Source organism: Thiomonas sp. 13-64-67, assembly GCF_002282795.1.
Taxonomy (GTDB): Bacteria; Pseudomonadota; Gammaproteobacteria; order Burkholderiales; family Burkholderiaceae_C; genus Thiomonas; species Thiomonas arsenitoxydans.
Genome location: NZ_NCKP01000049.1, coordinates 1 through 13,202, shown reverse-complemented (window position 1 = coordinate 13,202; position 13,202 = coordinate 1). Strand labels below are relative to the sequence as shown.

Below are 13,202 nucleotides of genomic sequence, written 5' to 3'. Positions count from 1 at the left end.
TGGCGGCGCAGATCGTTGGCCTCCCACCTGGGCAGCACAAAGCTGAAAGCCCAGGCCAGCGCCGCGCCGATCAGCGTGTCTTGCAGGCGCTGGGTGACCAGAAACTGGGTGCCCGGCTCCAGCAAGGCCACGAGCAGCAGGGCGTTGACGCTGGCGAACAGGGCCGTGAAGCGGTAGTTGAGGGTGATGAAGGTGCGCGCAAAGGCCAGGGAGACAAACACCCCCAGCGTCATCACCCCCAACGACGGGTGGGTGGAGAGCAGGGCCGCGACCAGGATGCAGCCCAGCAACGTGCCCAGCACACGGTCTTTGATGCGCTGGCGGGTGACGCTGTAATTCGGCCGCAGAATCACGCCGATGGTCAGCAACACCCAGTAGTCGTGCGGGTGATAGGGCAGGGCGCGCAGCACCAATTCGCCTGCGAACAAGGCCAGCGCCAGACGGATGGCATAACGCAGGATGGGCGATTCAAAGCGGATGGATTGCCACAGCGCGTTCGGGTCGTAGCGCAGCGGGCTGAGAAAGGCCTGCAGATCCATACCCTGCAGCGGATCGGGCTGAGTCGGCGACCCGACGGGTTTTTCTTGAGCGAGCAGATCGCTGATGCGCTGAAACTTGTCGGCACTGGCGCGCAAAGCCATGCGGGCCTGCTCGAATTCGGCGCTGGGCTGGCTGGGCTGCAGGGTGGCGAGTGCGTGCTCGATAGTTTGCGCGCAGGGCAGGTGGGCGGGCAGGGTGTTGGCCGGCCTGCCGCGCAACAAGGCGTCGGCGCGCTGGTCGAGGGCGTCGCCGATGCGCTGCGCCCAGTCGCGCAGCGCATCGGGCACGGGCGTGGCGTCGAACTGCTTGAGAATCAGGTCGCCATCGGTCTGGCCGGCCAGCAGGGCTTCGTTGACCTCCAGCAGCAGAATGAGCCGCGCCGCCAGGGCGCGATCCGCCGCGGTGCGCACATCCCGCAGCACGATGTCGCGCGTGTTCTGCAAGGTGTCGTTGATCGCGGTGAGTTGCGCCACCGCGCCGCTCAATCCAGAAGACTGCCCGCCGAAGTGATTCGCCAGCCAATGCGCAAACTGTCCCAACTGCGCCAGCAACTCGGCCAACGCCTGCTCTTTGGTTCGCCGACGCAGCCAGCGCGCCAGCAGCAGGGCATAGGCGGTGTAGAGCAATGCGCCGATGAAAAACAGCGCCACGGCCGCCGCCAGTTGCACCGGGCCTTGCAACGGCGGAGAACCCACGGTGATGACCGAAATGAACAGCACGCTGAAACTCATCGCCAGCGCCCGCTTGCCCCACACGGCGATCAACCCGCTGATAAAACCCAGCACGGGAATAAGCATGATCTGCACTGCAGGCCACCACAGGCTGGCGCCGACCAGCGCGAAGGCAACCGTGCTCGCCACGCTGGTAAACAACAACTCCACACGCTTGACCCGGGTGGGCGCCGGGTTGTCGGCGAAGCAGACGGTGAGCGCGCCGCTGCCCAGGGCGATCGCAGGGCCCAAGCCCGCGATTGCGTAGGTCACCAAGCCGAACAGGGCGACGCCCACGGCCGACACCAGCCCGCTAGTGAAGTAGCGGCCGTGGAGCAATACGAGGACTTGTCGCGGTGTCAGCATGTGAGGTGTTTTTTGCGTGCTATTGTCGTTGGAGAGTTGTCTATTTGCGCACGGCTGAACGTGCTACGAGGAGCAAGAGCATGGCATCACCCTGGAAAATTCTGGTCGTTGGCGCAGGCGCCGTGGGCGGTACGCTGGCCGTTCGGCTTGCGGCAGCCGGACACACGGTCAGCGTGCTGGCGCGTGGCGCGCATCTGCAGGCGATTCAGCGCGCCGGGCTGTGTCTGGAAGACCCGCAAGAGCGGGTTTGCGTCGAGGTGCAGGCCAGCGACGATCTGGCCGATTTCGCGCCGCAAGATCTCGTGATTCTGGGCCTGAAGGCGCATCAACTCGGCCCCGTTCTGCCGCAGCTTCGCCCTTTGCTGCATGCCGATTCGGTTGTGCTGCCCGCCATCAACGGCGTGCCCTGGTGGTATTTCCACGCCGACACCAGCCCGCAGGCGCGCACGGCGCAGGGGCGCACTGCGCATCTGGAAAGCATCGACCCCGGCGGCCGCTTGCTGGGCGCCATCGACCCGGCGCATCTCGTGGGCTGCGTCGTGCATGCCAGCGCCGAGGTGGTCAGCCCCGGCGTGATACGCGGCAATGGGCAATACCGCTATGTGATCGGCGAACCCGCACACACCCGCAGCCCGCGCGTGCAGGCGCTGGCCGATCTCTTGCGTGCGGCGGGCTGCGAGCCGGAAGTCACCAACCGCATCCGCGACGCTATCTGGATGAAACTCGTCGGCAATGCCACCTTCAACCCGGTCGCCGCGCTGACGCGAGCGCGCATGAACGCCATCTGCGACAACCCCGAACTCGTCGCCCTCATCCGCGACGGCATGGCCGAGATCATGGGCCTGGCACGGGCCTATGGCTGCGATCCGCTGGTCAGCATCGAGCAGCGCATGGACATCGCCCGCGGCATCGGCCCGGTGAAAACGTCCACCCTGCAAGACCTGGAGCGCGGCCGCGCACTGGAGATCGCCGCCCTGCTGCACGCTCCGCTCGAAATGGCCCGCCTCGCTCACCATCCCATGCCCACCCTGCAAACGCTGAGTGCCCTGCTGGGTGAGCTTGATCGGCAGGTTTGCAATTGAAAATCGGCAAAAAAAAGCCGGTCAGAGACCGGCTGGAAGGGTACCTTTGGGGTACCGAGGAGACAACTGTTTGGGCGATCGGCGGCGTTTTTTGACTCGGCCGCTCAGCCTCATGCGCAATCAACGCAGCGTGGGGGCAAAAGTTGACAAGCCGCGCACGCCGCGTAAAAAACGGCTGAACGATCAGGCTGCGGCGCGCTTGGCGGCGGTGCGGCTGGTGGTTTGCGCCGCTTTCATCGCGGTGCTGGTCACAGCGTTCATATTGGCTTCCACCGCTTCGGCGGCCTGCTTGGTGACTTTCTGCACCGAGTCATAGGCGTTGTTGGCGGCGTTCATGGCGCTTTTCATCATGGCCACGGCGGTTTCCGAACCGGCCGGGGCATTCTTGGCGGCGGATTCGGCCAGGTCCATGAACTTCTTGTGGGTTTCAGAAATTTGCGACTCGGCGGTCTTGGCCAATTCGGCCTGGGCGCCAGAAGCGATTTCGTAGGCATGACGTGAGTAGGACAGAACCTTCTCGGCCATCGGCTGCATCCAGCCCGATTGCAGGGTCGACAGTTCTTGCAGGTCTTTGACCGACAGAAGCGCCATGGTGTGATCGGCGCTTTCTTGCAGCGAGGTCTTGACGGCTTGCATGTTCAGGTCAACCAGTTTTTCCATGTTGTCCATGGACTTGGCGGCCAGACCGAAAAAGGTTTCGAACTGGGCTTTTTGTGCTGCGGCGAATTGCTCGGGGGTCATCATGATGTCTCTCCTGGGTTGAGGGCGTTGGCTGCGGTTTAACTACTAAAGGGGGCGGCAGCCAACACATTTTGAACCCGCAACGGTGTCACGAAGATGACGGCCTTCTCAGGTTCATTTGTGCACTGCACAATCACTATTGTAGAGATGACTTCCTGAATTGCAAGAAAAATTTGTGCGTTGCAGCAAAGTTATTGAAATCTCAATAATTTCAATGAGTTGCCGATCTATTCCTTAGGGCGTTTGGGCTTGTAGACGGAAGGGGGAAGCGACTTTTCGGTTTGCCGCGGCTGGGCAACGTCGCTGGCTTTGATGCGGCGCGGTGCCGCTTTCACCCGTTTGCTTTCTGGTACGGCCAGAGTGCCCGATTTTTTGTCGGCTGCAGCAGTCATCAGCTCGACTTGAGCAGCGGTCGTAGAGAAATCTGGCTCCGCGCGGCGCCCCGATTCTGCCGGGGAGACTTTGGAAAACCGCTGCAACAGGCTGACGATCTGACCATAGACGCGGGGCGTGGCGGCGAGCACTTCACCGGTGAAAAGGAAGTCGCCATCGCCGGCAAAATTGCCCACCAGGCCTCCGGCCTCGGTGATCAGCAGACTGCCGGCGGCAATGTCCCAGGGTTTGAGCCCTGTTTCGAAAAAACCGTCGTAGCGCCCCGCAGCTACGTAGGCCAGGTCGATGGCGGCAGCGCCCGGGCGGCGCAGGCCGACGCAGCGCTGCGCCACGAGCTTGAACATTTCGAGATAGGTGTCGATGTCGTCGTTCTTGCGAAACGGAAACCCGGTGCCGATGAGACTGTCTTCCAGCCGCACGCGGTTGGAGACGCGGATGCGGCGGCTGTTGAGAAACGCCCCGGCGCCGCGTGTGGCGGTGAAGAGTTCGTCGCGGGTCGGGTCGTAAACCACGGCCTGTTGCACCACGCCGCGATGGGCCAGTGCGATGGAGACGGCGTACACCGGCATGCCGTGGATGAAGTTGGTGGTGCCATCGAGCGGGTCGATGATCCACTGATATTCCGACGAGGCATCGCCGAAGGCGCTACCAGTCTCTTCTCCCAGAATGCCATGCTGCGGATAGGCCTTGAGCAGCACGTCGATGATGGCTTGCTCGGCGGCGCGATCGACTTCGGTGACGAAATCGTTGGCGGCTTTTTGCGCGACGCGCAGCAGGTCAATATCGAGACTCGCGCGGTTGATGATTTTGCCGGCTTCGCGCGCTGCGCGAACGGCCACATTGAGCATGGGGTGCATGGTGTCCTGAGCGCCAGCAACGACAATGGCGCGAGAAATTTCGGGAAGTGACAAAGAACAGATGAAAGACGCGCATTTTATCGACGCCGAGGCGGCCGCGTGTGCACCGTCGCTGGATGACACGGTCTTCGTGCTCGTGGGCACCAGTCATCCGGGCAATGTGGGTGCCGCGGCGCGCGCTCTCAAGAACATGGGTTTCGCCAACCTGCGGCTGGTTGCGCCGCGCTTTGCCGATGTGCTCACCCAGCCCGAAACCCTGGCCTTCGCCAGCGGCGCGGAAGATGTGCTGAAGGCGGCGCAAGTGCACGGCGAACTGGGTGACGCCGTGGCGGACTGTGGCGTGGTCGTGGCGCTGTCGGCGCGGGTGCGCGATTTCGGCCCTCCGCTGCACACACCGGAGTGGTTGCCCCAACTGGCGCAGCGAAGTGCGGAGCAGGGGCGGCGCGTGGCGTTTGTTTTCGGCAGCGAACGCTTCGGGCTGAGCAACGCCGACGTGTATCGCTGCGATGCCCTTCTGAGCATTCCCGCCAATCCGGCCTACACCTCGCTCAATCTCGCGCAGGCGGTGCAGGTCATCGCGTGGGAGTGGCGTAAAGGGCTCGGGCTGCATACGGTGCAGCCTGCGCAGACCGAAAGCGTGGCGGCGACGGCGGGAGAGGTGCAGGGGATGCTGGCGCATGTCGAGCAGGCTTTGCTGGCCTTGGAGGTGCTCGACCCCAACGCGCCGCGCAAACTGCTGCCGAGGTTGCAGCGTCTGGCTTCGCGAGCAGAACTCACGCGCGACGAAGTGCAGATTTTGCGCGGGGTGTGCACCGCCGTACTGCGCAAAGTGCCGAAGGGCTGATGCCGCCGCATGGAAAATCAGGGTTCAATACACTGACCTTTCCCTTCACTAGCTGTAAAGCGACCGATCCATGCTGCAACGATTGCGTGAGACCATCCAGATCATCTTGGAGCGCGACCCTGCCGCGCGTTCGACCTGGGAGGTTGTCACCTGTTATCCGGGCCTGCACGCCTTGCTGTTTCACAGCATGGCGCATGCCTGCTGGAAGCGCGGCTGGCACTGGCTCGGGCGGTGGATTTCGCACTGGGGGCGCTGGCTCACCGGCATCGAGATTCATCCCGGGGCCACCATTGGTCGGCGCGTGTTCATCGACCACGGCATGGGCGTGGTCATCGGTGAAACGGCGGAAATCGGCGACGACTGCACCATCTACCAAGGCGTGACGCTGGGCGGCACCTCGCTCTACAAAGGCGCGAAACGGCACCCCACTCTGGAAGCGGGTGTGGTGGTCGGCGCCGGGGCGCAAGTGCTCGGCGGCTTCACCGTGGGCGAGGGCGCGCGCATCGGCTCGAACGCGGTGGTCGTCAAGGCGGTTCCAGCCGGGGCGACCGCTGTGGGCAACCCCGCGCGCATCCTCCAGAAAGAAGTGGATCAGCAGCGTGAGGCCACGGCAGCGCGCATGGGGTTTTCCGCCTATGCCGTCACTCAGAACGGCGATGACCCGCAATCACGCGCGGTGCTCGGGCTGATCGACCATGCCGCGCAGCTCGAACATCAGGTCGCGCTGCTCTGGCAAGCGCTTGAGCGTCACGGCGTTTGCCCGGCCGAAACTTGTCCGCCCGAGGCGCTGCGTACCGAGCATTTCGATAAAGCCAAGCTGGAAAAACTGGTGGAGTGAAGGCGGCAGGGCTGCGCCTTGCGCGCAGGATGATCGCCGCGTCAATGCCGATGAAGAGCGCGACGGTCGCGCAGCATGTGCTCCAGCTCATTCAGGCTGGTGGTACGCACGGCAAAAAGTCGGATCGTTTCGGCAGAGCTGCCGTTTGAGCCGAAGAAGAAATTGAGAATTTGTTTCACTAAGCCCATGATGGCACCGATGTAAGTCTAGGGTTAACCCGTATTCTAAGGGGCGCCTGGTTTTATTGCTGGGCCGCACTCGCGAGGGGGAAACCGCTCCGTGCGCAATGGGCGATGAAAAGGAACCGACTCATGAGACTTTTGATCTGGCTCACGCTGGCCTGTCTTTGTCTGAGCGCTTGCGCTGCGCCGGGGGCGTCGGCTGATCATCATTCCGGCGTGATCCTTTACGGTGAACTGGACGAGGGCATCCAAATCCATCCTTAGAACCGACCACAGCATTGTGTCAGGCCGATGAGCGGCTGCCTGATTGGCATGATCTAGATCAAACTATTGTGCGATGCGCCTCAAGCGCGAGCCTTGGGGGCCGTTATCTAGATATTCGAATATGCCGCGTGTCATGCAGAAAAAGTTCTCCAGCATGCGGCTGGAGGAGTCATGCGCAACAACCAGCCCGTCACCCAGACCGAGCGTCTGTTTGGGAAAAATGAATACATCGTCTCCAAGACCGACCTCAAAGGGCGGCTCACCTATGTGAATCGGCCTTTTCTGGAGATCAGCGGATTTTCCGAGGACGAATTGCTGGGTTCCGCCCACAACATCGTGCGCCACCCGGACATGCCGCCCGAGGCGTTTGATGACATGTGGCGCCATCTTCAAGCCGGCAAGCCGTGGCAGGGCATGGTGAAGAATCGTTGCAAGAACGGCGATTTCTACTGGGTTCAGGCCAATGCCAATCCCATCTGGGAAGAGGGCCAGATGGTGGGCTATATGTCACTGCGGGTGCTCCCCAGCCGAGAGCAGGTGAGGGCGGCGCAAGAGTTCTACGCTTCGTTGCGAGAAGGGCGCGCGCAGGGCTTGACGGTGCGGCATGGAAAGCCAGCGCGCACCGGCTTGCGCGGATGGCTGAGCGAGGGTGCGCAGGTGTTGCAACAGCGGGCCGTTTCCTTTTTCAGCGCGGGTTTGCTGCTCATCGCCCTGTTGATGCTGGCGCTTGGCGGAGCCGAGCAAGCTGGCTATCTGCAAATTGCAGGCTTGGCGATCAGCACACTGCAGATGGGTCTGTCGGTGGTGCTGATGGGCGGACTGGGATCGCTGGTATGGACCGTGCGGCGTCAACTGTTGCAGCCCATCGATGCGCTGCAAAAAGAGATGGAAGCCGTATCGGCGGGCAATCTGATCTTGGGCGAAGTGTCCACCGACACGCGTGGCGCAAACCGTTTGCGCCAGACGCTGGACACCATGCGCGGCAACCTCAGCAGCATGGTGCAGGACATTCGCGCCGCCGCCGCGCAGATCACGACAGGTTCGCAGGAAATCGCCTCGGCCTCGCAGGGGCTGGCACAGGCCGCGTCGGAGCAGGCCGCCTCGGTCGAAGAGACGTCGGCCACGCTGGAGCAGACGGGTGCCTCCATCGAACAAAATGCCGAGAGCGCCCGGCAGACCAACACCCTTGCGCAGGCCGCTGCGCATCAGGCGAGCGAAGGCGGCACCGCGGTGGCGCAAACGGTGCAGGCGATGCAAAGCATCGCCGAGCGGATTTCCATCATCGACGACATCGCCTACCAGACCAATATGCTGGCGCTCAACGCCGCGATTGAAGCCGCGCGGGCCGGAGAGCAAGGCAAGGGATTTGCGGTGGTTGCGGCCGAAGTGCGCAAGCTGGCCGAAAAGAGTCAGGCGGCCGCGCGTGAAATCAGCGAACTGGCGACCTCCACGCTTCACCAAGCCGATCGGGCGGGTGATCTGCTCCAGGAGATCGTGCCCGCCATCGCCAAGACCTCGCAGCTCGTGGATGAAATCAGCGCGGCGTCAAGCGAGCAGGCCACGGGGGTTCAGCAAATCTCTCAGGCCGTCGCGCAACTCAACACGGTGACCCAGCACAACGCTTCGGCTTCAGAAGAACTGGCCGCGACGGCGGAAGACTTGAGCGAGCAGGCGAAGTTTCTCGAAAAAGCCATGGTGCAGTTCCGCCTGAATGGCGAGCGCATTCCCGTCGTGCTGTCGCGTGCAGAGCGCAAGCGGCAAGGCTCACAGGAGATGCCGGGCGCGGGTTTATTGGCCAGCGAAGGGGGATTCACCACGTTTTGATGAAAAGGGCACAGTGATGCTGCAACGCAACATTCAATTGCCCTGATATGGCAATTCGTTCGCGAGCAGGCTAATATTAGGGTTATCCCTTACTCTTTTGCGGCTGTTCCCACAAGGAATCACCCGCACCTCATCATGAATCACTTCAAGCATTTTCTCGACAAACTCCTGTCCGGCATCGAGACGCACCAGAGCGCGGACGAACACTATCTTGCCCAATCCGTTGACGCCTGCGACTTCGAACGCCGCGTGCGCGAGCTGGAATTGCGCGGCTCCCATGCCCAAGATTGGACCTGGGCCGATGTGGCGCGAAATCAAACGGAGCGTCATTCATGGTGACGTCGTTTGCGGCGGCGCAGCATGACTCGGTGCAAGTGCCTGCGCCGTGGCTGGCCCTGTCCGATGGCTGGGTTGGATCAGCCGATGCAGTCAGTCGGCAGATGTTGCACTGGCCGTTCGACGCGCTGCGAGATCAGTACGCTACTGCCGTGCGTGCGGGGCTGATCGAGCGTTCGCTCATCGCGTCGTCCCAGTTCGAGCGCAAAACCGCGGCGCTGGAGAAGGCCTTGCTCGGCAGCTATGCCCGGCGGGTCTAATTGCTGAGAGCGGCTCACGTAGACGATCAGACTGAAATGCCGGTGAAGGGTTTGACCTCGGTGAGCACGAAGCTGGATTTCACGTCTTCGACGCTTTCGTGTTTGAGCAGGTTTTCGAGCACGAAGTGGGCGTAGTGCTCCATGTCTTGCACATGCACGCGCAGCAGGTAGTCCATCTCGCCGGTCATCGCTAGGCATTCCACCACCTCGGGCCAGCCTTGAACGGCGGCGCGAAAGAGATCTTGCGGCGAACGCTGGTTGCTGGCACGGTGTTTTTCCAGGCGGACACTGAGCAGGGCGCTCAGGCTGAGACCGAGTGCGCGCGGGCTGACGATGGCGCGATAGCCCTCGATGACCCCGATCTGCTCCAGCCGCCGGATGCGTCGCTGAACGGCCGAGGCGGAAAGCCCGATCTGCTCGGCCAGCTTTTCCTGCGTCAGTCGCGCATCGGTCTGCAGCAGGGCCAGCAGCTTGCGGTCGATGCGGTCGATGTCTTCAGTCGGGGGTTTGCGCATGACGGGCGGACTCACAGATCGGTGCGCAGAGTCCACAATTCGGGAAACAGCACGGTGTCGAGCATCTTGCGCAAGTAGGGCACGCCGCCGGTGCCGCCGGTGCCACGCTTGAAGCCGATGACGCGCTCGACGGTGGTGACGTGGCGGAAGCGCCAGAGGCGAAACGCATCTTCGAGATCGACCAGTTCTTCGCCGAGCTGGTACAGGTCCCAGTGATCTTCGGGCGAGCGGTACACCGTCAGCCAGGCTTGTTCCACTTCTGCGTGGGCGGCATACGGTTGCTCCCAGTCGCGCTCGAGGTGGGTCTGGGGAATGGGCAGGCCGCGGCGGGCGAGCAGGCGCAGGGCTTCGTCGTACAAGCTAGGCGCGCGCCAAGCGGCCTCTACCGTGGCGAGGTGGTCCGGCCGGTGGGCATGCGGGCGCAGCATGGCCGCGTTTTTGTTGCCCAGCCGGAATTCGATGCATCGATATTGCCAGCTTTGAAAACCGCTGGAACTGGCCAGATACGGCCGCAGCGCAGTGTATTCGCTGGGCGTCATGGTGGCGAGAACATCCCAGGCGTGGACGAGTTGCTCCATGATGCGCGAAACGCGTGACAGCATCTTGAACGCCGGCTGCAGCGCGTCGGCGCGCACGCAATCGAGAGCGGCGTGCAGTTCGTGCAGCATCAGCTTCATCCAGAGTTCGCTGGTCTGGTGCTGAATGATGAACAGCATCTCGTTGTGCGTGGGCGAGAGCGGATGCTGCGCGCCGAGTAGTTCGTCGAGATGCAGGTAGTCGCCATAGCTCATCGACTGCGAAAAATCGAGTTGCGCGCCTTCCTCGCGCACGATCTCCTCGCCTCTGGCTGCTGGCTGAGCGGCGCTCATGTCACTGCTCCCTTGCGGGCGAATCGCGCCTCTCGCCAGACGCCGCTGTCGAGTACGTCGTGCAGCGTCTGCACGGCGTCGAACACATCGACGTAGCGCAGGTAAAGCGGAGTGAAGCCAAAGCGCAGCAGGTCGGCATCGCCGCGGGTTTTGTCACCGGCGCGGAAGTCGCCGATCACCCCGCGGGCGATCAGGGCCTGCATCACGGCGTAGCCGTCGCCGTCGAAGGTCAGCGAGACCTGACTGCCGCGCCGGGCGGCGTCGAGCGGGGTGGCGACGGTGAGCGGGTGCGCGCTCAGTTGCTCATGAACGAGGCGGATGAACAGATCGCTGAGCGCCACAGACTTGCGCCGCAGCGCCTGCATGCCGCCCATGGGCTCGGCGGCGAGCAGCGTGTCCACGCCGCAGTCGAGCGCGGCCAGCGAAAGCAAGGTCGGCGTGCCGCAGAGGTAGCGCGCAATGCCCTGCGCGGGCCGGTAGTCGGGGGTGAAAACGAAGGGCGCCGCGTGGCCGTGCCAGCCCGACAGCGGCTGCTCCACCCGGTTGACATGGCGCGCATGCACCCAGACAAAGGCGGGCGCACCCGGGCCGCCGTTGAGGTATTTGTAGCCGCAGCCGATGGCGAAATCGGCTTGCGCGCCGTTGAGATCGACCGGCACCGCCCCGGCGGAATGCGCCAGATCCCACACCGTCAATGCACCCGCCGCGTGGGCCGCTGCGGTGACAGCGGCCATGTCGTACAGCGCACCGCTGCGATAGTTCACCTGCGTGAGCAGGAGCACGGCAACATCGTCGCGCAGGCGGCCGAGGGCCTGGCCCTGCTCCACGAGTTCAAGCTGCATGCCGTGCTGCGCGGCGAGCGACTGGGCCATGTAGAGATCGGTCGGGAAATTTTCCCGCTCGGAAACGATGACGCGGCGCTGCGGGGCATCGGCGCGGGCGATGGACAGCGCGGCGCTGAGCACTTTGTAGAGGTTGATGGAGGTGGAGTCGGTCACCACCAGTTCGTCGGGCGCGGCGCCCACGAGTCGGGCGATCTTGTTGCCTACGCGCCGGGGTAGATCGATCCAGCCCGCCGTGTTCCAGCTGCGAATCAGGCCTTCGCCCCATTCTTCGGTGAGCACGGTCTGCACCCGCGCGGCGGTTGCCCGGGGCAGGGCGCCGAGCGAATTGCCGTCGAGGTAGAGGACGTCGTCGGGCAGGGTGAATTGCTCGCGTAGCGGGGCGAGGGAATCGGCGGCGTCGAGCGCGAGGCCGTCTTGGCGTTGTAGCGTTGTCATAGGCACAGGAAGGAGGATGAGATCAAAGTTCGCGCAGTACGGCGCGCACCGGCGAGGCGCAGGCGCCTTGCAGCTTCAGGGGGAGGGCGATCAGCTCATAGTCGCCTTCGGGAACGTCATCGAGCACGAGGTTTTCGAGCACGCGCAGCTCATGTCGCAAGAGTTGGGCGTGGCTGTCCAGCGTCTTGCTGCTTGCGGGATCGACCGACGGGGTGTCGAGCCCGATGAGGGTCACGCCTTGCGCGGCCAGCCAGCTCACTGTTGCGGGAGCGAACGCCGCGAAATCTTCCGACCAGACCGTCAGCGCGCGGTGGCGGGTGCGCACCAACACGCGCGGGGGGCAGGTTTGCTGCGGCATGTTGCAGATGGGCGATGTCGATCAGCGCGCCGCAATTCAGGGCGTGAATCACCCGGCATGGACCCAGATAGGGTGCAAGACCCACTTCATCGATGCTCGCGCCGTCGTTCGCGTAGTGCAGCGGCGCGTCCGCATGCGCGCCGACATGGGGCGAAAACCGCACGGCGCTGAGATTGACCGGGCAGCCGGGGCCGAGCCGCGCCGTCCACTCCAGAGAAAACGGCTCGTCGCCTGGAAACACCGGGGCGGAGGGCGAGACGGTCGGGGAGATGTCCCATACGCGGCTCATGGGCGGGCGGTTCATGGGCGGGCCTTCGCTCGGATTTGATAGACGGTTGCGGATGTGTGCAGCTTATCGGATCGTACGGGCTAATGCGCGCAGGATTTTCCCGCAATACGCCAAAATGGCGCGAGTTTTGCTGAAACCCTGCGCGAGTGCTGGCCTACAGTTTGTGCATTCCAAAAAAGGAGACAGCCGCATGAATACCTTGAATACCTCCTCCGCCTCGAACCCCATGGGCACCGACGGCTTCGAGTTTGTCGAGTATGCCGCGCCGGAGCCTGAAAAGCTCGGCGCCCTGTTCGCCCAACTCGGCTTTCGTGCGGTGGCCCGCCATCGTCACAAGAACGTGACCTTGTGGCGCCAGGGCGGCATCAACTTCATCGTCAACGCCGAGCCGGACTCGTTCGCGCAGCGCTTCGCCCGGCTGCACGGCCCCAGCATCTGCGCCATTGCCTTCCGCGTGCACGACGCCAACGCCGCCTACAGGCGCGCGCTGGAACTGGGCGCCTGGGGCTTCGACAGCCGCAGCGGCCCGATGGAGCTGAACATCCCGGCGATCAAGGGCATCGGCGACAGCCTGATCTACTTCGTCGATTGCTGGCGCGGCAAGGATGGGCGCAACGGCGGCATCGGCGACATCTCGATCTACGACGTGGACTT

Annotated in this window: 13 protein-coding genes and 2 pseudogenes; 7 read left to right on the top strand and 8 right to left on the bottom strand. The window is 63.4% G+C overall.

Going from position 1 to position 13,202, the window contains the following annotated elements:
• On the bottom strand, positions 1 to 1,616 hold a 1,616-nt coding region (locus tag B7X30_RS11705), incomplete at its 3' end, for an FUSC family protein (protein WP_286730780.1).
• An 80-nt stretch (positions 1,617 to 1,696) separates the two neighbouring features.
• On the opposite strand from B7X30_RS11705, the gene B7X30_RS11700 reads away from it, so the two are divergent.
• Positions 1,697 to 2,698 carry a ketopantoate reductase family protein gene (locus B7X30_RS11700; RefSeq protein WP_286730778.1) on the top strand — a complete coding sequence of 334 codons (1,002 nt, stop codon included), beginning with the start codon at positions 1,697 to 1,699 and terminating at the stop codon, positions 2,696 to 2,698.
• 183 nt (positions 2,699 to 2,881) lie between these two features.
• On the opposite strand, the gene phaP is transcribed toward B7X30_RS11700, so the two are convergent.
• Together phaP and B7X30_RS11690 are read right to left on the bottom strand one after the other, a co-directional pair.
• Entirely contained in the window at positions 2,882 to 3,442 is a 561-nt protein-coding gene (phaP, locus tag B7X30_RS11695; RefSeq protein WP_013105286.1) for a TIGR01841 family phasin, read from the bottom strand.
• Between the two features lie 224 nt (positions 3,443 to 3,666).
• Positions 3,667 to 4,689: an inositol monophosphatase family protein gene (locus B7X30_RS11690; protein WP_286730782.1), complete on the bottom strand. Its 1,023-nt coding sequence runs from the start codon at positions 4,687 to 4,689 to the stop codon at positions 3,667 to 3,669.
• Between the two features lie 61 nt (positions 4,690 to 4,750).
• Here B7X30_RS11690 and B7X30_RS11685 point away from each other — a divergent pair, with 61 nt between their 5' ends.
• Positions 4,751 to 5,533, top strand: coding sequence for an RNA methyltransferase (locus B7X30_RS11685; protein WP_286730777.1), 783 nt, complete (start codon positions 4,751 to 4,753; stop codon positions 5,531 to 5,533).
• A gap of 70 nt (positions 5,534 to 5,603) precedes the next feature.
• Positions 5,604 to 6,371 (top strand): serine O-acetyltransferase, encoded by a 768-nt coding sequence (cysE, locus tag B7X30_RS11680; protein WP_013105289.1) that lies wholly within the window; start codon positions 5,604 to 5,606, stop codon positions 6,369 to 6,371.
• 41 nt (positions 6,372 to 6,412) lie between these two features.
• Here the strand turns inward: cysE and B7X30_RS11675 are convergent, their stop codons facing one another.
• Complete coding sequence (locus B7X30_RS11675; protein WP_286730775.1) at positions 6,413 to 6,559, bottom strand: hypothetical protein; 147 nt, start codon at positions 6,557 to 6,559, stop codon at positions 6,413 to 6,415.
• Between the two features lie 429 nt (positions 6,560 to 6,988).
• On the opposite strand from B7X30_RS11675, the gene B7X30_RS11670 reads away from it, so the two are divergent.
• From B7X30_RS11670 to B7X30_RS11660, 3 genes are all read left to right on the top strand, one after another.
• On the top strand, positions 6,989 to 8,641 hold the full coding sequence (locus tag B7X30_RS11670; protein ID WP_286730774.1) for a methyl-accepting chemotaxis protein: 1,653 nt from the start codon (positions 6,989 to 6,991) through the stop codon (positions 8,639 to 8,641).
• A gap of 135 nt (positions 8,642 to 8,776) precedes the next feature.
• A complete protein-coding gene (locus tag B7X30_RS11665; protein WP_286730773.1) occupies positions 8,777 to 8,980 on the top strand; it encodes a DUF3563 family protein in 204 nt (67 codons plus the stop codon).
• Positions 8,974 to 9,237 carry a hypothetical protein gene (locus B7X30_RS11660; RefSeq protein ID WP_286730772.1) on the top strand — a complete coding sequence of 88 codons (264 nt, stop codon included), beginning with the start codon at positions 8,974 to 8,976 and terminating at the stop codon, positions 9,235 to 9,237. Before B7X30_RS11665 ends, B7X30_RS11660 begins: the two co-directional genes overlap by 7 nt.
• 26 nt (positions 9,238 to 9,263) lie before the next feature.
• On the opposite strand, the gene B7X30_RS11655 is transcribed toward B7X30_RS11660, so the two are convergent.
• The 4 genes and pseudogenes from B7X30_RS11655 to kynB form a co-directional block, all read right to left on the bottom strand.
• A complete protein-coding gene (locus B7X30_RS11655) occupies positions 9,264 to 9,752 on the bottom strand; it encodes an Lrp/AsnC family transcriptional regulator (RefSeq protein WP_286730770.1) in 489 nt (162 codons plus the stop codon).
• Between the two features lie 11 nt (positions 9,753 to 9,763).
• A complete protein-coding gene (gene kynA / locus B7X30_RS11650; RefSeq protein WP_286730768.1) occupies positions 9,764 to 10,621 on the bottom strand; it encodes a tryptophan 2,3-dioxygenase in 858 nt (285 codons plus the stop codon).
• Complete coding sequence (gene kynU / locus B7X30_RS11645; protein ID WP_286730767.1) at positions 10,618 to 11,901, bottom strand: kynureninase; 1,284 nt, start codon at positions 11,899 to 11,901, stop codon at positions 10,618 to 10,620. The genes kynA and kynU overlap by 4 nt, the downstream gene beginning before the upstream one ends.
• A 22-nt stretch (positions 11,902 to 11,923) precedes the next feature.
• Positions 11,924 to 12,548, bottom strand: a pseudogene (gene kynB, locus B7X30_RS11640) (arylformamidase).
• Positions 12,549 to 12,738: 190 nt separating this feature from the next.
• Between kynB and B7X30_RS11635 the strand changes: the two are divergent.
• Positions 12,739 to 13,202, top strand: a pseudogene (locus tag B7X30_RS11635) (4-hydroxyphenylpyruvate dioxygenase); the annotation flags it as partial.

What these genes read in the sequence shown, in the direction of transcription:
- B7X30_RS11670 (WP_286730774.1), top strand. Translation starts at nt 6,989, where the DNA reads ATGCGCAACAACCAGCCCGTCACCCAGACCGAGCGTCTGTTTGGGAAA.
- phaP (WP_013105286.1), bottom strand. Translation starts at nt 3,442, where the DNA reads ATGATGACCCCCGAGCAATTCGCCGCAGCACAAAAAGCCCAGTTCGAA.
- B7X30_RS11660 (WP_286730772.1), top strand. Translation starts at nt 8,974, where the DNA reads ATGGTGACGTCGTTTGCGGCGGCGCAGCATGACTCGGTGCAAGTGCCT.
- B7X30_RS11690 (WP_286730782.1), bottom strand. Translation starts at nt 4,689, where the DNA reads ATGCACCCCATGCTCAATGTGGCCGTTCGCGCAGCGCGCGAAGCCGGC.
- B7X30_RS11655 (WP_286730770.1), bottom strand. Translation starts at nt 9,752, where the DNA reads ATGCGCAAACCCCCGACTGAAGACATCGACCGCATCGACCGCAAGCTG.
- B7X30_RS11685 (WP_286730777.1), top strand. Translation starts at nt 4,751, where the DNA reads ATGAAAGACGCGCATTTTATCGACGCCGAGGCGGCCGCGTGTGCACCG.
- B7X30_RS11700 (WP_286730778.1), top strand. Translation starts at nt 1,697, where the DNA reads ATGGCATCACCCTGGAAAATTCTGGTCGTTGGCGCAGGCGCCGTGGGC.
- cysE (WP_013105289.1), top strand. Translation starts at nt 5,604, where the DNA reads ATGCTGCAACGATTGCGTGAGACCATCCAGATCATCTTGGAGCGCGAC.
- kynA (WP_286730768.1), bottom strand. Translation starts at nt 10,621, where the DNA reads ATGAGCGCCGCTCAGCCAGCAGCCAGAGGCGAGGAGATCGTGCGCGAG.
- kynU (WP_286730767.1), bottom strand. Translation starts at nt 11,901, where the DNA reads ATGACAACGCTACAACGCCAAGACGGCCTCGCGCTCGACGCCGCCGAT.
- B7X30_RS11675 (WP_286730775.1), bottom strand. Translation starts at nt 6,559, where the DNA reads ATGGGCTTAGTGAAACAAATTCTCAATTTCTTCTTCGGCTCAAACGGC.
- B7X30_RS11665 (WP_286730773.1), top strand. Translation starts at nt 8,777, where the DNA reads ATGAATCACTTCAAGCATTTTCTCGACAAACTCCTGTCCGGCATCGAG.